The sequence below is a fragment of the Streptomyces sp. NPDC057900 genome (assembly GCF_042887885.1).
GTDB lineage: Bacteria > Actinomycetota > Actinomycetes > Streptomycetales > Streptomycetaceae > Streptomyces.
Window position 1 is genome coordinate 209,695 of the sequence record NZ_JBHVOI010000008.1, and the last position, 18,536, is coordinate 228,230.

Below are 18,536 nucleotides of genomic sequence, written 5' to 3' on the forward strand. Positions count from 1 at the left end.
GTGCGAGGGGGAGGCGGAGTCATGAACGAGACCCTGGTGACGCTGGTGGGCAATGCGGCCACCGGTGTGGAGTTCCGGGAGACCCGGAGCGGCGGAATGGCGCGATTCCGGTTCGCGGTGACGCCGCGGCGGTGGGACCGGGAGAAACAGCTCTGGGCGGACGGACACACCAGCTTCTACACCGTGTGGGCATGGCGCACCCTGGCGTCCAATCTGACGGGTTCCGTTTCCGTCGGGGAACCTCTGGTGGTGCACGGCAGGCTGAAGGTGCGTGAGGAGGAACGGGAGGGGCAGCGACGGACGTTCGTGGACATCGAGGCGACGGCGGTGGGCCACGATCTGACCAGGGGCACGTCGGCGTTCCGACGGGTGGTCAGGGCGGACCCGGGGCTGGTCTCGCGCACCGGCGGTGCGGTTGCGGCCGAGCCGGACCGGTGGGCGGTGCGCGAGGTGTCCGGGCGGGACCGGCCGGAGCAACAGCGGTCAGACCAGCCTGAGCTGCCTGAGCTGCCGGATCAACTGGGCCAGCTGGATCAGGTGGATCAGGTGGGCCAGGAGGGTCGGATGGACCAGGAGGGCGAGGCGGACCAGTTGGGCCAGTTGGGTCAGGAGGATCCGCAGGGAGGGCGGGGCGGTCCGCCGGACCGGGGGGAACGTCCAGCTGCCAGGCGGCGGGTGGTTCGCCGGAAGAGCGGGCCCGAGCTCGTGTCCGCGCCCTGACCGGCCGCACCAACCGCCGCGCGCTGAGGCGATACCGGGGATAACGATTCTGAGTCGGAATGGTTATCCGAAGGTATGACGGGGGACTGTGCTTCGCTTCGTACTTAGGATTCCCCAGTACTCACAGGGCACTTGAGTCGGCAGGCGGGACATTCCCCACACGCGCACCAGGCGCGAGGGTCTCGCCCGGAGGGGAATTCTGTGTTTTTTGCTTCTTCAGCGACCGTTTCGTCATCCAGGGCGACGGTCAATTCCCGACGGATCCGGGGCATATCCCGCCTGGCGGCGTCGGTGGTGGCATCCGGTCTGGTCATCGCCGGCACCCTCGCCGGTGCGGGTGGTGCGGCCGCCGACGAGGCGCCGCAGCACCAGGGCGGCGCGAGCGCGGTACTGGACGGGTTGAAGACGTACGACGTCGCGGTGCTGCACGCGGACGGCAAGGACCAGCAGCTGCCGGCCGGGCTCTTCGAGATGACCGTCGACGGCGGCGGCAAGCTCAAGACGTACTGCATCGACATCCACAACCCCACCCAGGACCAGGCGAAGTACCTGGAGACCCCCTGGGACCAGACCTCGCTGGGCGGCAACAAGAACGCCGGCCGGATCCGCTGGATCCTTGAGCACTCCTACCCGCAGGTCGACGACCTCTCGGCACTCGCGGAGGCGGCGGGCACCGGGCCGCTCACCGAGAAGACCGCCGCCGCGGGCACCCAGGTGGCCATCTGGCGCTTCTCGGACAACGCCGACGTCGACGCGTCCGATAGCCAGGCGGAGAAGCTCGCCGACTGGCTGCAGAAGTCGGCCACCGACACGGCGGAGCCCAAGGCGTCCCTCTCCCTGGACAACGCCGCCGTGTCCGGCCGGTCCGGTGAGCGGCTGGGCCCGGTCACCGTCCGCACCAACGCCGGTCAGGTCTCGGTGGCCCCGCCCGCCGACTCCGCCAGCGGCATCAAGGTCACCGACAAGAAGGGCAAGGACGTCACCACGGCGGCCAACGGCACCGAGCTCTACTTCGACGTTCCGACCGCCGCCGCCGACGGCTCCGCGGCGCTGACCGTCCAGGCCACCACCTCGGTACCGGTCGGCCGGGCCTTCGCCGGTGTGACCAAGAGCCAGACCCAGATCCTGGCCGGCTCCAGCGAGTCCACGGTCTCCGCGAGCGCCACGGCGACCTGGGCCAAGAAGGGCGCGATGCCCGCGCTCTCCGCCAAGAAGAACTGCGCCAAGGGCGGGGTCGACGTCACCGCGAGCAACAAGGGTGACGAGCCGTTCACCTTCGAGCTGGCCGGGGCGGAGCACACCGTCGCGGCGGGCAAGTCCGCGACGGTGACCGTGCCGGTCGCGGAGGACCAGGCGTACGACTTCACGATCACCGGTCCCGGCGGGTTCACGAAGACGTTCAGTGGCGTGCTGGACTGCAAGACCAGCAGCCCCGCCACCACCACCGGCGGCCTCGACACCCAGACCGCTGACCAGCCGAGCACGACCACCGCCACCGCGGGCGGCAGCTCCACGGGCGCGGAGGGTGACCTCGCCGAGACCGGAAGCTCCAACGCCACCCCGGTCATCGCGGGGATCGCGATCGCCCTCGTCGTCATCGGCGGCGGCGCGGTCTTCTTCCTCCGTCGGCGCAAGGGCCAGACCTCCGGCCAGTGATGAACCGTAGGCACACGGTGACGATGTGCTGATGGCAGCCCCGGTACGCGACCGCGTACCGGGGCTGTCGCGTACCCGGGGCCCGGGTCGGGTCCGGGCCGGACCCGACCGGGGAGCGGGAAGGCGGGTACCGCGGGCAGTACTGGTTTCCATCCGGGCCCGGACGTCAGGCAAGATGGGTGTATCTGCCCACTCATCGATTGCCGGACGGTTTCTCTTGGCTGAGTACATCTACACGATGCGCAAGACACGCAAGGCGCACGGCGACAAGGTCATCCTTGACGACGTCACGCTGAGCTTCCTGCCCGGCGCGAAGATCGGTGTGGTGGGTCCCAACGGTGCCGGTAAGTCCACGGTGCTGAAGATCATGGCGGGCCTGGAGCAGCCGTCCAACGGTGACGCCTTCCTGTCGCCCGGGTTCAGCGTCGGCATCCTCATGCAGGAGCCCCACCTCGACGAGTCGAAGTCCGTGCTGGAGAACGTCCAGGACGGCGCCGCCGAGATCATGGGCAAGCTGAAGCGGTTCAACGAGGTCGCCGAGGAAATGGCGACTGACTACACCGACGCACTCATGGACGAGATGGGCAAGCTCCAGGAGGACCTGGACCACGCCAACGCGTGGGACCTGGACGCTCAGCTGGAGCAGGCCATGGACGCCCTGGGCTGCCCGCCCGGCGACTGGCCGGTCGTCAACCTCTCCGGTGGCGAGAAGCGCCGCGTGGCGCTCTGCAAGCTGCTCATCGAGGCGCCGGACCTGCTGCTGCTCGACGAGCCCACCAACCACCTGGACGCCGAGTCGGTGAACTGGCTGGAGCAGCACCTCTCGAAGTACGCGGGCGCCGTGGTGGCCGTGACCCACGACCGGTACTTCCTGAACAACGTCGCCGAGTGGATCCTCGAACTCGACCGCGGCCGCGCCATCCCCTACGAGGGCAACTACTCCACGTACCTGGAGAAGAAGGCCACCCGCCTCAAGGTCGAGGGCCGCAAGGACGAGAAGCGTCAGAAGCGGCTCAAGGAAGAGCTGGAGTGGGTCCGCTCCAACGCCAAGGGCCGGCAGACCAAGTCCAAGGCACGTCTCGCCCGGTACGAGGAGATGGCGGCCGAGGCGGACAAGATGCGGAAGCTGGACTTCGAGGAGATCCAGATCCCGCCGGGCCCGCGGCTCGGTTCCATCGTCGTCGAGGTCGAGAACCTCTCGAAGGCCTTCGGTGACAAGGTCCTCATCGACGACCTGTCGTTCACGCTGCCGCGCAACGGCATCGTCGGCATCATCGGTCCGAACGGCGCGGGCAAGACCACGCTGTTCAAGATGATCCAGGGCCTGGAGACGCCGGACTCCGGCGCCATCAAGGTCGGCGACACGGTCAAGATCTCCTACGTCGACCAGTCCCGCGCCAACATCGACCCGAAGAAGACCCTCTGGGCCGTCGTCTCCGACGAGCTGGACTACATCAACGTCGGCCAGGTCGAGATGCCCTCGCGGGCCTACGTCTCCGCGTTCGGCTTCAAGGGCCCGGACCAGCAGAAGCCGGCCGGTGTCCTCTCCGGTGGTGAGCGCAACCGCCTCAACCTGGCGCTGACGCTCAAGGAGGGCGGCAACCTGCTGCTCCTCGACGAGCCCACCAACGACCTCGACGTCGAGACCCTCTCCTCGCTGGAGAACGCACTCCTGGAGTTCCCGGGTGCGGCCGTGGTCATCTCCCACGACCGCTGGTTCCTGGACCGCGTCGCCACGCACATCCTGGCGTACGAGGGCGACTCCAAGTGGTACTGGTTCGAGGGCAACTTCGAGTCGTACGAGAAGAACAAGGTCGAGCGCCTCGGTGCGGACGCGGCCCGTCCGCACCGCGCCACGTACAAGAAGCTCACGCGAGGCTGATCGACTTGGCACGTCACATCTACAGCTGCCCGCTGCGCTGGTCGGACATGGATGCCTTCGGCCACGTCAACAACGTGGTCTTCCTCCGCTACCTGGAGGAGGCGCGCATCGACTTCATGTTCCGGCTGGCGCCGGGCGACGGCTCGCCGTCGTTCGCGGGCGGCTCCGTCGTGGCCCGGCACGAGATCGACTACGTCCGGCCGCTGGTCCACCGGCACACGCCGGTCACCGTCGAGTCCTGGGTCACGAAGATCGGCGCCGCGTCGCTGACGATCGCCTACGAGATCAAGGACCCGGAGCAGGTCTACGTACGGGCGTCGACCATCGTCGTCCCCTACGACCTGGCGGAGGAGCGCCCTCGGCGGATCTCCGCGGAGGAGAAGCTCTTCCTCCAGAAGTACCTGGCAGAGGAGCCCGCCGCGGCATGACCGTGCCCGTGCAGTCGCTGCTGTTCGCCGACGCGAGGGAGGCCGCGGATCTCGCGGCCTTCCTCGGCCGGCTGCTCCACTACGACCGGGCCGCCGCCGTACGCCTCCAGGCGGGCGGCGGGGCACTCGCCGTGTTCGGCCGGCCGCCGTCGTTCGAGGTCCTGGCGATCCGTGCGGTACGCCTCGCGGACACCCATGACTTCGACGTCACGGTGTCGGCCGGCGAACTCCTCGAATCCCTGGACGTCGAGGGACCGGACGCCGGCGCCGGGGCGCTGCCCCAGCCGGTGACCGGACCGCCCTGGACGGGCGTGCTGCCCCCGCGCGGCGGCTGGCAGGAGTGCCGCCACCCGGCACTGCCCGGCCCCGTCGCCCTGGGCACGGCACTGAACGCCGCCGTGAAGGAGTTCCGGGCGCGCGACGAGGCACTGCCGGAGGACCGGCGTACGCGGGCGGAGCGGGATCTCATCGGACGCGACATCTGGTCCCGGACCGTCGGCGGCACGGAGCTCCCGCTGCGCGCCGTGCACGCGGCACAGGCCCTCGGGTTCCTCCGGTCCGCGCCCGACTTCCCCGTCGCCCTGCTCACGGCGGGGGCGTGGCTGCGGCTGCGCACCCCGTTCGGCGCGATCGCCCTGCGCCGGGCCGGTGCCGGGCTGGGCCCGCTCGGCGTCTCGGTCGGCGGCTAAAGCCAGTCCGGCAGCGGCTGTCCGGCAGGGTCTGTCCGTCCTGTTCCTGACCAGGAGCGATCGGCAGTCAGGTCACCAGCGCATGTGGACGTCCTCGGCCCAGCCCAGCAGCCGTTCCACCACGATCTCTTCGCCGTCGTCGGTGCGGACGCGGCCGTCGTAGTGGCCGAAGCACTGGTCGGTGCGGTTGGCGATCAGACCCGCCTCCGTGTGCGCCGACCGGTTGTGGAACGGCGTGAACGTCAGGTCGACCTGGCCGGACGAGGGCGTACGGATGGTCCAGGGCGCGAGCAGGTCGGCCGTCGACCACCGCCAGTCCAGCTCCTCGCCGATCTTGGTGAGCCGGCCGTCCACGCAGAGCCCGTTCTCGGTGGAGCCCGTGCCCGCCGTCCAGCGTCCGCCGAACTGGAGGCCCACCGTGTGCCCGCCGGTGCGTCCGGAGGCGGCGCCCCAGTTCCAGTCGACCGTGCGCGGCCAGCGGCCCCGGCCGTGGTCCAGGACGGCCCAGGTGTCGTCCCCGTCGAACTCCAGGAACTCCGTGCCGACCCTGACCCGGCCGGACGCGGGGAGCGCGGTGTGCTTGGAGGTGTACTGGAAGCGCCGGTCGCTCCACGGCACCACGACGGAGAGCGATTCGTGCCCCGGTGGCCGGGCGACCAGCAGGTCCACCTCAAGCGGCACCCGGTCCGAGGTCAGACACCGGGCCCTCAGCCGGGTCCCGGCGCTCTCGTCGCGGATCTCGATCCGCACCTTGCCGCCGGACGGCCGAGCGGGTCCGACCACCACGTCCTGTGAGGCGGGGGTCCCGGCCACGGTGTCGGGGAGCCCGGTGCCGAAGCCGCCGGGGACGATCGCGGTGCGCTCCGACTCCAGCCCGCCCGGGGCGTATTCGAGCAGGTAGACCGTGTTCAGGGCGAGGAAGTCGAGGTCACTGACGGTCAGCGCCACCAGATGGGTGGGCGTCGTCACGCACCAGTACTCCCAGCGCTTCGTCCGGCCCCAGCCACGCAGATTGGCGCGGTGCAGCGGCACCCTGGACCAGCCGACCGCCGCCGGATCGAGACGGCCGTCGGGCCGGCAGAGATCGACGGGCTCGGTGATCTCGTGCTCGTGCGTCGCCATGCGCGGAGCCTACAGCGGACCGTGCGACAGGCCTCGGGACGCCTCCGGGGCGGTCCGCCTCACTCCGGTTCGCGGGCGTCCGGCCAGACCCCGATGTGGTCCTGCTCCAGCTCCAGCAGCACGCGGTGCTCCATGCCCAGCGACTCCGTGTAGTCGGCGGGCAGTTGCAGCCGCCCCGCCCGGTCGAGCATCGCGTACTCGCGGGCCACCTGGGACTCCTGGCCCGTCGCCGCGTCGACCTCGGTGCGGCGCACCACCTCGAAGGAGGTGCGGCCGTCCCGGATGGCGACCGTGCGACGGACCTCGTTGGCGACGGCCTGGTCGTGCGTGACGATCACGATCGTCGTGCCCAGCTCCTCGTTGGCGCGGCGGAAGGCGGCGAAGACCTGCTCACCGGTGGCCGAGTCCAGCTCCCCGGTCGGCTCGTCCGCGAGCAGCACCGAGGGGGAGTTGGCCAGCGAGACCGCGATCGCCACCCGCTGCTGCTGACCGCCCGACATCTGCCTCGGGCGCCGGTCACGGCAGTCCGCAACCTCCAGCATCGCGAGCAACGACTCGGCGCGCGCTGCCCGTTCACGGTTGCGCCGGCCGCCGCGCAGCTGCATCGGCAGCGTGACGTTCTGGATCGCCGTCAGATAGGGCAGCAGGTTGCGGGCGGTCTGCTGCCAGACGAAACCGACGACGTCCCGGCGGTAGCGGAGCCGCTCCTTCTGCCCCATCGACAGCAGATCGCAGCCCGCCACCTTCGCCGCGCCCGCCGTCGGTACGTCGAGGCCCGCCAGGATGTTCATCAGCGTCGACTTGCCGCTGCCGGAAGCGCCGACCAGCGCCAGCAACTCGCCCTCCGCGACCAGCAGATCGAGCCCCTGGAGGGCCTGCACCTCCACCCCGTCCGTGGTGAAGATGCGCACCAGCCGGTCGCAGGAGATCAGCGCGTCGTGCCCGTAGGAGGGCCGGTCGCGGCGTGCGGCGGCCCGCTGTTCGAGTTCCGCCAGTGTGGAATCGGTCGACGGAGTCGTCATCGGGAGTCTCCTGCCCTGAGTTCGGTGATCGAGCCGCGGCGGCCGGTCCACCAGGCCTGTACACCGGCCACCGCGGCGGTGAGGGCGACCACGCCGAGTGCCGGCAGGACCATGGACCACACATCCGCCCGCAGCGGTGCGTCGTAGAGCAGACCGGAGCCCGTCCCGGTCGCGAGCGCGAGGTGCACCAGATCGACGCCCGGTGCCAGCAGCGCGATGGTGGCCCGGCCGACGAGCAGGCCGCCCACGGCGGCGAGCAGCGCCTGCGGCATGGCCTCGTAGCCCAGCAGGCGCCCGCCCTGCCGGGTGCCGATGCCCATGGTGCGCAGCCGGGCCAGCAGTGTGGTGCGCTCCGGTGCCGTGCGGAGCAGCGAGAGGAGCACGGCGAGCAGGGCGTAGCCCGCGCCGGCCGCGATCGCCGCCGTGTAGATCCGCTCGGCGCCCACCTGCATGGGGGTGTCCACGTAGGCCGCGCGCGCTTCCGAGCGCAGCCGCACGGTGAAGCCCTCGCCCGCCTTGTGGGCCGCCGCACGCAGCGTCCCGGCGTCCAGCCGGTCGCCGGTGAGCAGCAGGGCGGTGGTCTGCCGGTGGGTGAGGGCCGACGCGTCGACGACCATGAAGGAGGTGTCGGTGACGGCGGGCGTGTGCGCCACCGTGCCCGCCACCCGGACCTTGAAGTCCCCGGCCATCGACTGGAGGTCGCGCGGCCGGTCCCCGAGCCGCTGGGCGACGGACGGCGAGGCGAGGACCGGCAGCACCCGGTCCTTGGCGGGCATCGTGCCCTTCGGCGTCGGCGGGCCGGTGTACTTCAGCCGGTCCGCGGTGAAGGAGCCGACGCCGGTGGACCGGGCCAGCCGGGCGTAGCCGACCGGGTCGACACCGATCAGGGTGGTGCCCTGGGCGTCCTCGAAGCCGTGCTCGGGCGGCGGCAGCGAGACGCCGTACTCGATCTGCACGCCCGCCACCTCCCGTACGCCGTCCGCCCCGGACACCGCACGGACCAGGCTGTCCGGCAGTGGTGCGGAGTCGGCCTCGCCGCTGATCCGGGCGTCCGCGCCGGTCGCGAGGACCGCCGCGGTGTCCCGGGCGGACGCGACCCCCGCCAGGACCGAGCCGCCGAACGCCGCCGTCGTCAGCGCCACCAGCAGCGCCAGCAGCGGGAGCGTGCCGGCGGCGGAGGAGCGTCCGGCACGGGCCAGCGCCAGGAAGCCGATGGCGCCGCGCAGCCGTGCCACGGAGCGCAGCGCGAGCCGCAGCGGCAGCGGGTAGAGCCGGACGAGCACCAGCGCCGCGATCAGCGCGACCAGCACGGGGGCGGCGCTGGCCAGGAGGTCGGTGCCCCCCTCGCCGCCCGTGCCGCGCCGGCGCAGGGCGACGACCGCGCCGACGGCCAGCACCAGCAGGGTCAGCTCGGCGACGGTGCGCCGCCGGGACGGCCGCACGCTCACCAGGTCGTCCCGGCCGCCGTGCAGCCGTGGTCTGCGGTGCGCCAGCACGGTACGGAGCGGAAGCGCGGCGCAGACCAGTACGCCTACCGCCGCCGCCCCGGCCGCCGAGGGCCACAGTCGGCCCCCGCCGGTCACCAGCACCGCGAGCAGCAGGCCCAGCGCGGCGGCGGGCACGGCCGTCACCGCGGTCTCGGCGAGCAGCCGGCCCCCGATGGACCGCAGGGAGCCGCCCCGGGCCCGCAGCAGCGCGAGTTCGTCGTGTCGCCGGCCGGCGATCAGCCCGCCCGTCATCAGCAGCACGATGGCGGCGACGGCCCCGATGCCGACGGCGGCGACGGTGACGACAGGGCGGATCGCCTGCCGCGTCCCCTCGTACGTGCTGACGGTCTCGTCCAGGTCGGTCGTCACCGTCGCGGTCGCACCGGCGGACGCGCGCACTTTCAGCAGCCCGGGACCGCCCTCCAGGGAGGCCACGGACGAGCGGAGCCGGTCCGTGTCCTGGGTGGTCAGCCGCGAGACGTCCGGCATCATCCGCCAGTACGCCTCGGGCTGTCCGGTGGTCGCGAGGAGCGCCGGCGCGGCGTCCGGAGGCAGCAGCAGCGCCGCCGTCCAGTAGTAGCGCGGCTCGGTCTTCGACGGTTTGGCCACCAGCGAGGGGGTGCGCAGCAGTTGCTCGGCCGACCAGTAGGCGGCCTCCGGGCGCAGCGGGGTGACGATGCCGGTGATCCGTACCGTGAACCGCCCGCCCCTGGCGACCGGTACGGAGACGGTCGAGCCGACCTTGATCCGCAGCGCCTTCGCGGTCTCCTCGGTGACCGCCGCCTGTACTTCCTTGGTGGCGGCGGTGACCTTGCCGCGGACGGCCGGCCACCTGCCCGCGCGCAGGGTGGCGTGGTCGTGCAGTCCCGACTGCGTCGTGTACGTCAGCTCCGGGTCGATGCCGTAGGGGCGGGGGAACCAGGGCTCGGTGGCGGAGATCGGGTTCGTCGTCCGGAGTCCGTACGCGGACTGGCCGCTGTCGGCCCGCAGCGGACCTGGCAGCCCGGCCAGCAGCGCCCGGTGCACGGAGCCCAGTGACTCGTCCCGCACCGCCTTCTCGCGCGCCGCCTCCGGCAGCTGGAGTCCCGGCGGCGGACTGCTGACCTCCAGGACGCTGCGCCTGGGGGAGGCGGCGTCGAGGTCGTGGCGCAGCCCCTCGCCCTCGTACCGGTCGACGGCCCGTGGGAACGCGGCGGCCAGGAACGCCGTCAGCAGCACGAGCAGCCCGAGCGCGCAGGCCGCCCCCGGGGCGGTGCGCAGCCGGGTGCGTACCCATGGCGCGCAGGCCGCTGTCGTACGGGAGAACTTCGGACGCGGGCTCATGTCAGTTGTCTCCCTGATGGCGCAGCGAGACCGCCGGGTCTGTCCGCCGGAGCGCGAGGACCGCGACGATCAGCAGCGGCAGGGCGGCGAAGGCGGCGAGCAGCACCGCGACCTGTCCGGCGGGCAGCTGCACAGAGACGTCCGGTACGGGCCGGGCGGCCTGTCCGGTCAGCACGACGAGCGGCACCACCGCCCGGGTCAGCAGCGCCCCGAGGACCGCTCCCACCAGCAGTCCGATGGCGATCAGCACGCCCTGTTCGGCGGCGATCATGCGGGCCAGCCGCCGTCGTGGCGCCCCCAGCGCCCGCAGGACGGCGAACTCGGCGGACCGTTCACGCCGCGAGCCGACCGCTGTCACCGCGAAGCCGACCCCGGCCAGCGCCGCCGCGACGACCGCCACCGCCAGCAGCGCGGACTGCGGGCCTGCCCCCAGCGGATCGCTCACCAGCTCGTCCGCGACCTCGTCCCGTACCTGGACCTGCGCCGGATCGGTGTCGGGCCGGTCGCGGAGCGCGGCCGCCACCTCGGCACTGCGGCCGGGAGCGGTGCTCAGCCACCACTCGGTGGCGGTGAGCACGGAGTTCGGGCGCTCCGCGAAGACCTGGCTGACGGCCCTGAGGTCGAGGAGCAGGGCGCCGCCGTCCCGGGCCGCCCGCGTCTGCCCGGAGGACAGGGAGGTGGAGGACAGGGAGGCGGTGGAGCCAGGACCGGTCGTCGGGAGCGCGTGGACGGTCCGCACGATCTTCACCCGGACCGTCTCACCGGCCAGCGTCACGTCCACGCTCTGGCCGGTCCTGGCACCGGAGGCCTTCAGATAGGCGTCCGTGGCCACGCCGTTGAGCGTGGCCGCCGGGGGCCGCGCGGCGGTGATCCGCACATTGAGGGCCGGCACCGCGTACACAGCGTCCTTCTCCGTGACGGAACCGGTCGGGTAGTCGAGGGTGAGCGGCCGTGCGGCCGAGCCGGTCGGATGCAGTGCGGGGCCCGGCCGGACCTCCCCGAGCGCGTCGGTGCTCAGGGCCGCCCGCCAGCGGAACCCGGCGGGGACCGGGACCGGCCGTTCGGCGCCGCCCCCGGTCACGGTCCGCAGCCGGTTCACGGTGAGCCGGTGCGATTCGCCCCGCCCGACCGGCTGCGCGCTGTCCAGCTCGAACCCGGTCACCGACAGTTCACCGGCCGGGTCCACCTTCAGCGAGAGCGGATGTGCCTTCCCGTCCACCGGCACGGAACCGGCGACCACCCGGTACGGGATGCCGTAACGGTCCTCCAGCAGCACGGTGACCACCGGGCTCGTGCCGGAACGCGGGGTGCTTCCCGCCTTCGGCCCGGACGCTATGCGCAGATCGAGGCGGAGCCCGGTGCTGCCGGACGGCAGCGGCAGTCCCGCCCGTGTGGTGCGAGAGGGCGCCAGGGAGTCGAACAGGCGGCCCTTGGCCCCGTCGGCGAGGTCGTCGCGCATCAGCATCCGCTCGTCGGCGTGCCCGGTGTCCAGGGCCAGCACCTCTGCCGTGCGGCCCCCGGAGAGCTCCACCGACGTACGGAACGCGGGCGCCGCCTGCCGTACCCCCGCCAGCCGCGCGTACGCGCCCGAGCGCGCCGGGTCCGCGTTGACGCCGCCCAGCAGCCGGACCGGGGCGCCGGACCTGAAGTCCGCCTGGTCCTGCTGCGAACGGTCCCACGAGGCGCTCTGGCCGATCGCCAGCATGCCCATCGCGACCGACAGCACCAGCAGCAGCACCGGACCCGCGCCGCGCAGCGGGCGGCGGCTGAACTGCCAGCCGGCCAGCGCCGTGACGAGCCCCCGGCCGCCGGCCGCCCGCCGCTCCGCGAGCCTGGCCGCGGGCGGCAGCAGCCGCAGCGTCACCACGGTGCCCGCGAGCAGGGCCAGGGCGGGCGCCACGACCAGCAGCGGATCGATGCCGAGGCCGCCCGCCCGGTCGTCGCTGAGGGCGCCGCTGCCCGTGCCCCCGGTCTGCCGGTCGAGCTGCCAGTACGCCACCCCCGCGACCGCCAGCAGCCCGACGTCCGCCCCGGCGCGCACCGGCGCGGGCAGGGCGGCGGCGCGGGTGGAGCGGCGTCCGCCGGCGCTCGCGGCGAGGGCCGGCGCCACCACGGCGAGCGCGCACGCCAGCGCGGTCACGGCGGCCACCAGCCAGACGGTCCCGGTGGGGGCCCCGCCGAGCCGCAGCCCGATCCGGGACAGCTCACCCCGGTCGGCCAGCAGCCGGGTCAGCGGATCGCTGAGCAGCGGGGCGACGACGGCGGCGGGCAGCGCGAGCAGCAGCGCCTCGATCGCGGCGAACGAGGTGATCCGGGCGCGCGACCCGCCGCGCGCCCGCAGCAGCTCCGTCTCGCCGCCGCGCTCACTGCTCAGCAGCCTGGCCACCAGCAGCAGCGTGTAACCGGCCAGCAGCACCAGCTGCACGGCCACGATCATCAGCGTCGAGCGGGAGACGAGCAGCCCCCGCTCGATCTGGTCGAGAACGGTGGGCAGCTGGGTCTGCGCGCTCGCCCCGTCCTTGAGCTCGGGGGCGGCGAGCAACTGCTTGGGGCCCTCGGTCGCCGCACGGCGCAGCGCGGCCATCCGGTCCGTGGTGAGGGTGCGGAAGTCGGCCGACGCCAGATAGGAGACCTCGCCGGAACTGGTCCGGCCCGAACCGAGCACCGCGGGGTCTGTGAGCAGCGGTCCGTACGTCGTGAAGACGACCCGGCGGACGCCGCGCCCGCCGGCCGGGTCCAGCTGCCAGTACGGATCGGCCTGGTCCGTGGCCTCGTAGAGACCGGTGACGAGGATCTGCTGACGCTTGCCGCCGATCCGGTCGGTGAGCGTCAGCCGGGCGCCCGGCTTCAGCCCGAGGGCCTCCGCGGCGGTGCCCGGCAGCGCGACCTGGACCGGGTCTCCGGGCTTCCCCGCCCCGGCCGAGGGCATCCGTCCGCCGGTGAGCCGGACGCGGCTGAGGTCGAGCGAGGCGAAGTGGGTGAGGTCGGGGTCGCCGCGGCGGGCGGCCGGGGTCTGGAGACCGCGCGGCAGCGCGTACGGGCCCGACGCCTCCAGCTTCCGTACGGTCACCGGAAGGCCGTCGAACGTGGTGCGGGCGGCCTTGCGCGCCGAGGCGTCGACGGCGTCCCGCTGCTCGGGCGCGACCTGCGCCGATATGAGGAAGGACGCGTCGGCGGCGGACCGGTGCGTGAGGGTGTGGCGCAGCGCGGCGTCGCCGATCGAGCCGGAGAAGGCGGTGAGCGCGGCCAGGACGGCGGTGGTGAGCAGCACGGCCAGCACGGCCGCGGCGAGGAGGAGCCGGTGCGCCCTCACCCGCAGTAGAACGAACCCCGTCACCCTGCCCCACCCTCATCTCATGAACACGCCCCCCGGCGTTGCATGGATGCTTTCAGAGTGGACCTGTCGCGGTATACCGCCCATGGCCACACCTTGATGGGATCGTGACCGTTATTCGGCGGCGGAGTACCGGATTCCGCACACGTCGCGGTGCGTCCCGGCCCGCTGCTCGCGCCCGCTGCTCACACCCGTACTCAGCCCTCGGTGTTCACCATCGAGGCGGCCGCGTAGGTGAGGTAGTCCCACAGCTGCCGCTCGTGCTCCGGGGCCAGCCCGAGCTCGTCGAGCGCCACCCGCATATGGCTCAGCCAGGCGTCGTGCGCGGCCCGGTCCACCCGGAACGGTACGTGCCGCATCCGCAGTCGCGGGTGTCCGCGCTGGTCGCTGTAGGTGCGCGGGCCGCCCCAGTACTGGATCAGGAACAGCGTGAACCGCTCCTCGGCCGGGCCCAGATCCTCCTCCGGGTACATCGGCCGCAGCAGCGGGTCCCCGGCCACGCCCTCGTAGAAGCGGTGGACCAGGCGCCGGAAGGTCTCCTCGCCGCCGACCTGCTCGTAGAAGGTCAGCTCCTGCACCGTGTCGCGCGGGTTCTCAGTCACCTGTCCATCGTCGCAGACGCCGCCGCGGGGAACAGGGGGCCGGTGCATCCCGATGATCACAACGGCCGGTGAGGGCGTCCCTCACCGGCCGTGCGTCGTGCCCGGAGCGTCAGCCCCGGCGGATCGTGATCGTCGTCCACGCCCCGACGTGCACCTGGTCGCCGTCCTGGAGCGGAACGGGGACGTAGGGCTGGATCGGGTCCTCCGCGCCGTTGAGCGTGGTGCCGTTGGTGGAGTTCTGGTCGACCACGGCCCAGCTGCTGTCCGGCTGCTGCACCAGCACCGCGTGCTGGTGCGAGACACCCGGGTCCTCCGGGGGCACGGACAGGTCGATGTCGGGGGACTCGCCCGTGCTGTGCCGGCGGCGGCCGATGGTGATCTGGCTGCCGGTCAGCGGAAGGTGCTGCTCAGGGGAGTACGCGGGCAGGTTGAGCCCGGTGGCCTCGGGGCCGCTGCGCTGCATCATCGCCAGGAAGTAGTCACGGTCCGGAGCGACGACGGCCGCCCAGCTCGTGGACGCCTGGTCCGGTCCCTGACCGGGTCCCTGGCCCTGACCGGGTGCCTGCCCCGGACCCTGGTCCTGGCCCATGCCGGGGCCCTGGTTCTGCCCGGGGTAGGGCTGCTGCTGCATCGGCGGCTGCGGCGCCTGGGGCTGCGCGGGCGGCGACAGCATCCAGTCGTCGTCGCCGGGCCGCTCGGCCTGCGGGGCGGGCGGCGGGGCGGGCGGGTCGAAGACCGGGGGAGCGGTCTGCTGGAACGCGGGCGCGGCACTCTGCTGCTGGAACGAGGGCGGCGGCGGCGAGCCCTGCGAGGAACCCTGCTGCTGGGCGTGCTGCTGTCCCTGCGGGAACCCCTGCTGTCCCTGCGGGAAGCCCTGCTGGTTCTGCTGGCCGTGCTGCCCCTGCGGACCGGGCTGTCCCTGCGGGCCCTGACCGGGGCCCTGCTGGAACGGCGGCGGAGGCGGCGGGCCCTGCTGCCCGTGCTGTCCCGGGAACGGCGGCCGACCGGGGCCGGGCTGACCGGGAGCGGAGGAGAGCGGTTCGGCCGGACGGTTCACCTGCGAGGGGCGCGAACCCTGGTACTCGAACGGGTCGCGGGGCTGCGGCGGTCCGGGCGGCTGCTGGCCGGGGAAGCCCTGGGGCGGGCTGATCTCGGGGCCGGGGCCAGGTCCACCGGGGCCGGGACCGGGTCCACCGGGGCCGCTCGGTCCGCCGTGCTGCGGTGCCAGAGGGGTGTACGAGGTCGCGGTGTTCGTGAGGAAGTTCCAGCGGCACTCCTCGCAGAACGGCGCCATCGCCTCCCTCGGGGTGCGGCACTGCGGGCAGATCTCGGCCTGGGCGCTCGCGTCCGGGCCGGGGCTCGGCGGGTATCCGTAGCCGGGCGCGGGCGGCGGAGGAGGCGGCGGGGGGACAGCGGCCCCGGCCACGCGATGGCCGCAGACCTCGCACCAGTCCTCGGAACCCGACTGGTGTCCGTTCGGGCAGGTCGGCATGTCGGCGCTTCCCCCTCTCCTCGTCCGGCCCAGGGGGCCGTCATTTTTCTTGCTTCGCCGCCCGGCGGACGGATCCGGCCGGGCGGCTCATCAGTGCGGATATGTGGTTACTTCTTGACGCGGACGGTCTTCGTGGAGCGCGTTTCGAGTGTCATCTCGTCCGCTTCCGCGACCTTCGCCTTCAGTCGCACAGTACCTGTCGCCGCGTCGACGACATCTACCACCTTCGAAAGCAGTTTCGCAGTGTCCGCGTTCCCGGACGCCGACGCCAGCTGCACCGCGCGGCCGAGTTTGGCCGTCGCGCCGTCGAAGTCTCCCGACTTGCGGGCATCGAGCCCCTGCTGGATGACTTGTGCCAGCTCCGCCTGACCTGTGTAGTGCGCGACCTGCGGATTGATCGACGTCGAGGCCACCATGTCGTCCGTCCACACCGCCCGTACCAGCCCCTGCGAAAGGGTCTGGGGCGCGCCGCCCGACGGGTCGGGAAGGATCAGCGAGACCCGGGCCGCCAGCATCTCCTGACCGATACCGGCCTCCGGTACCTGCACGCACACGTGGTAGTCACGGGACTCGTCGCCCCAGGAGCCGGTGGGGTAGTCGCCCGCGCGCGGGCCCGCCTCCGTACGGCGGTCGGTCAGTTCGGCGACCGTCGGCGCGACCTGCTTGACGAACTTGATCTCCACGCCTACCGGGGTCCAGAGCCGCAGCGCGACGTCCGCGACCTCCTTGCCCATCGCGTTCTCCATCATCTGCGTGAAGTCCGCGGCCAGCCCCGCCGGATCGGCGACGATGTCGGCGGTGCCGAGCAGTGCGGAGGCGATCGCTGTGACCTCTTTCACTTCCCAGTCGGTGCCGACCCCGCGGGCGTCACAGGTGAACCGGCCCGCACACGCGTCGAGCGCGGCCCGCAGATCCTCCGGCGCCTCGTGCTCGTTGCGCCCGTCGGTCAGCAGGATGCCGTGCCGGATGCTCACCTCCGTGGCGCCCAGCAGCCGGTCGGCCAGCCGCAGCCACGTACCGATCGCCGTGCCGCCGCCCGCGCTGAGCCGGCGCAGCGCCTCCTTGGCCTGGGCCCTGGTCTGCGGACCGGCCGTGGCGAGCCGGCCGCCGCCCGGGTAGACCTCCTTGGCGATGTGCGTACCGCCGATCACGGCGAAGGAGGTGCCGTCGCGCAGGGTGTCGATGGCCGCCGACGTGGCGTCGCGGGCGTTGCGCATCTTGGTGGGCGGGTAGTCCATCGAACCCGAGCAGTCCACCATGATCACCACGGCGGCGTTCGGCGCCTGTCCCGGCAGGTGCGAGGAGGCCTGGGCGGCGCCCGTCAGCGGAACCCCGCCCGTGGTGCCACCGCCGGTCGAGGTGACGGTGATGATGCCGTTGACCTCACGGCCGCCCTCGGGCAGGAATTCGTTCTGGTACACCTCGACGGAGAACTGCGGCACGTTCGACTTGGAGAAGTTGGCCATCTGATCGGCTCCTTGAGGCTCCACGTGTCAGATGAAGACAGATTTACGGACAAAGACATCGGAGGGGCAAGGGGCGGACGGAACAGGACTCAACCGTCGCTCCCGGCGGATCCTGCCCCTTGCGCCGGTACGGCGAACGGCAGCAGTGCCACTGTTACGTTGTCGTGGCCCCCGCCGTCGAGCGCGTGACCCACCAGCACCTGGGCGCCGTGCAGCGGCCGTTCGTACGCGTCCTGGGGCAGCGCGGCGGACATCTCCGCCGCGGACTCCGCGTAGTTCCACAGGCCGTCCGTGCAGATCACCGCGGTACCCGGCCGGTCCGGCTTGAACGAGGCGGTGTGCGGCTCCAGTTCGTAGGAGTCGGCGCCCAGCCAGCCGGTGATGGCGTGGGCCCGCTCGTCCGCGTACGCCTCCGCCTCGTTCATCAGGCCCGCCGCGACCATCTGCGCGGCCCAGGAATCGTCCTCCGTGAGCCGGGCCGGCGGACTGTTCCGGTCCTCGGGCACCCAGTACACCCGGCTGTCGCCGACCCAGCCGACGATCAGCAGCCCGTTGGCCATGATCGCGCCGACCAGGGTGCACGCCGGGGCGTTCTGCTGGCGGTGCGGATCGCGTTCCCCGGCCGGGCCGGGATCCTGGGCCAGCCGGTTGACCGATTCGGCGGCCGCCACGATCGCCTCGTGCATCGCCTGCTGCGGATGCGTTCCGCGTGGCAGCGACTCCAGCAGCGACTCGTTGGCGGCGGTCGTCGCGGCGGCCGACGCCTCGTCGGGGCGGCTGGCGGAGGACACCCCGTCGCAGACGATCGCCACCACGGCCGGGGTGCCGTCGGGCAGCGCGGTCGTCGAGATCGCGAACGAGTCCTCGTTGCGGTGGTGGCGCAGCCCGCGATCGGTGACCGCGGCGACCGAGCCGAGCTCCTGCTCCATGTGATCGCGTTCGCGGGGCTGGGCGTGGCCGCAGTTCTCGCAGTAGCCGTCGAGATCGACACGGCCCGCCCGGCAGGCCACGCACACCTTGGTACCGGCCGGCGGCGTCGGGGAGGGCTCCGCGACGGCACGGGGATCGGGCGCCGCACCCGCCGCGGGCGCCGCCAGCTCGAAATCGCCGGACGCGGCCGGCGCGGCGGCCGGACCGGGCTCGGCGGGGGCGGTCACCGCGGTGCCCATGGCGATCGTCGGGTGGTCCTGCGGCGGCTCGGGCACGGACGACAGGTCGTACCCGCACGCACCGCAGAACAGATCCCCCGGCTCCAGCGGCTCCTGGCAGCCGGGACACCTCGACAAGGCAGTCTCCTGGTCGTTCTGCGACAT

At 72.7% G+C, this 18,536-nt stretch carries 12 protein-coding genes and 1 pseudogene; 5 read left to right on the forward strand and 8 right to left on the reverse strand.

Annotated elements, in window-relative coordinates; all coding sequences use genetic code 11:
* Window positions 1–21: 21 nt before the first annotated feature.
* The 5 genes and pseudogenes from ACFVQ0_RS27150 to ACFVQ0_RS27170 all read left to right on the forward strand — a co-directional run.
* Window positions 22–429 (forward strand): annotated as a pseudogene (locus tag ACFVQ0_RS27150) (single-stranded DNA-binding protein); the annotation flags it as partial.
* Window positions 430–921: 492 nt separating this feature from the next.
* Entirely contained in the window at window positions 922–2,376 is a 1,455-nt protein-coding gene (locus tag ACFVQ0_RS27155) for an LAETG motif-containing sortase-dependent surface protein (protein WP_390091810.1), read from the forward strand.
* A gap of 217 nt (window positions 2,377–2,593) precedes the next feature.
* Window positions 2,594–4,258: an energy-dependent translational throttle protein EttA gene (gene ettA, locus ACFVQ0_RS27160; protein WP_390091811.1), complete on the forward strand. Its 1,665-nt coding sequence runs from the start codon at window positions 2,594–2,596 to the stop codon at window positions 4,256–4,258.
* A 5-nt stretch (window positions 4,259–4,263) separates the two neighbouring features.
* The gene (locus ACFVQ0_RS27165; protein ID WP_158072267.1) at window positions 4,264–4,686 is read left to right on the forward strand and encodes a thioesterase family protein; all 423 of its coding nucleotides are present in this window, start codon (window positions 4,264–4,266) and stop codon (window positions 4,684–4,686) included.
* Entirely contained in the window at window positions 4,683–5,375 is a 693-nt protein-coding gene (locus ACFVQ0_RS27170; protein WP_390091812.1) for a hypothetical protein, read from the forward strand. The genes ACFVQ0_RS27165 and ACFVQ0_RS27170 overlap by 4 nt, the downstream gene beginning before the upstream one ends.
* Window positions 5,376–5,447: 72 nt before the next feature.
* Here ACFVQ0_RS27170 and ACFVQ0_RS27175 read toward each other — a convergent pair whose 3' ends face one another.
* From ACFVQ0_RS27175 to ACFVQ0_RS27210, 8 genes are all read right to left on the reverse strand, one after another.
* Window positions 5,448–6,497, reverse strand: a complete 1,050-nt coding sequence (locus ACFVQ0_RS27175) for a DUF2804 domain-containing protein (protein WP_390091813.1) — start codon at window positions 6,495–6,497, stop codon at window positions 5,448–5,450.
* Between the two features lie 59 nt (window positions 6,498–6,556).
* Window positions 6,557–7,519 (reverse strand): ABC transporter ATP-binding protein, encoded by a 963-nt coding sequence (locus ACFVQ0_RS27180; RefSeq protein ID WP_390091814.1) that lies wholly within the window; start codon window positions 7,517–7,519, stop codon window positions 6,557–6,559.
* Window positions 7,516–10,329, reverse strand: coding sequence for an ABC transporter permease (locus ACFVQ0_RS27185; RefSeq protein WP_390091815.1), 2,814 nt, complete (start codon window positions 10,327–10,329; stop codon window positions 7,516–7,518). The genes ACFVQ0_RS27180 and ACFVQ0_RS27185 overlap by 4 nt, the downstream gene beginning before the upstream one ends.
* 1 nt (window position 10,330) lies before the next feature.
* Entirely contained in the window at window positions 10,331–13,666 is a 3,336-nt protein-coding gene (locus ACFVQ0_RS27190; RefSeq protein WP_390091816.1) for an FtsX-like permease family protein, read from the reverse strand.
* 194 nt (window positions 13,667–13,860) lie between these two features.
* Entirely contained in the window at window positions 13,861–14,265 is a 405-nt protein-coding gene (locus tag ACFVQ0_RS27195; protein ID WP_390091817.1) for a globin, read from the reverse strand.
* Between the two features lie 109 nt (window positions 14,266–14,374).
* Window positions 14,375–15,757 carry an FHA domain-containing protein gene (locus ACFVQ0_RS27200; protein WP_390091818.1) on the reverse strand — a complete coding sequence of 461 codons (1,383 nt, stop codon included), beginning with the start codon at window positions 15,755–15,757 and terminating at the stop codon, window positions 14,375–14,377.
* A 107-nt stretch (window positions 15,758–15,864) separates the two neighbouring features.
* Window positions 15,865–17,223 carry a VWA domain-containing protein gene (locus ACFVQ0_RS27205; RefSeq protein WP_390091819.1) on the reverse strand — a complete coding sequence of 453 codons (1,359 nt, stop codon included), beginning with the start codon at window positions 17,221–17,223 and terminating at the stop codon, window positions 15,865–15,867.
* A gap of 89 nt (window positions 17,224–17,312) precedes the next feature.
* Window positions 17,313–18,536: a PP2C family serine/threonine-protein phosphatase gene (locus ACFVQ0_RS27210; protein ID WP_390091820.1), complete on the reverse strand. Its 1,224-nt coding sequence runs from the start codon at window positions 18,534–18,536 to the stop codon at window positions 17,313–17,315.

What these genes read in the sequence shown, in the direction of transcription:
- ACFVQ0_RS27170 (WP_390091812.1), top strand. Translation starts at nt 4,683, where the DNA reads ATGACCGTGCCCGTGCAGTCGCTGCTGTTCGCCGACGCGAGGGAGGCC.
- ACFVQ0_RS27200 (WP_390091818.1), bottom strand. Translation starts at nt 15,757, where the DNA reads ATGCCGACCTGCCCGAACGGACACCAGTCGGGTTCCGAGGACTGGTGC.
- ACFVQ0_RS27185 (WP_390091815.1), bottom strand. Translation starts at nt 10,329, where the DNA reads ATGAGCCCGCGTCCGAAGTTCTCCCGTACGACAGCGGCCTGCGCGCCA.
- ACFVQ0_RS27205 (WP_390091819.1), bottom strand. Translation starts at nt 17,223, where the DNA reads ATGGCCAACTTCTCCAAGTCGAACGTGCCGCAGTTCTCCGTCGAGGTG.
- ACFVQ0_RS27180 (WP_390091814.1), bottom strand. Translation starts at nt 7,519, where the DNA reads ATGACGACTCCGTCGACCGATTCCACACTGGCGGAACTCGAACAGCGG.
- ACFVQ0_RS27210 (WP_390091820.1), bottom strand. Translation starts at nt 18,536, where the DNA reads ATGTCGCAGAACGACCAGGAGACTGCCTTGTCGAGGTGTCCCGGCTGC.
- ACFVQ0_RS27175 (WP_390091813.1), bottom strand. Translation starts at nt 6,497, where the DNA reads ATGGCGACGCACGAGCACGAGATCACCGAGCCCGTCGATCTCTGCCGG.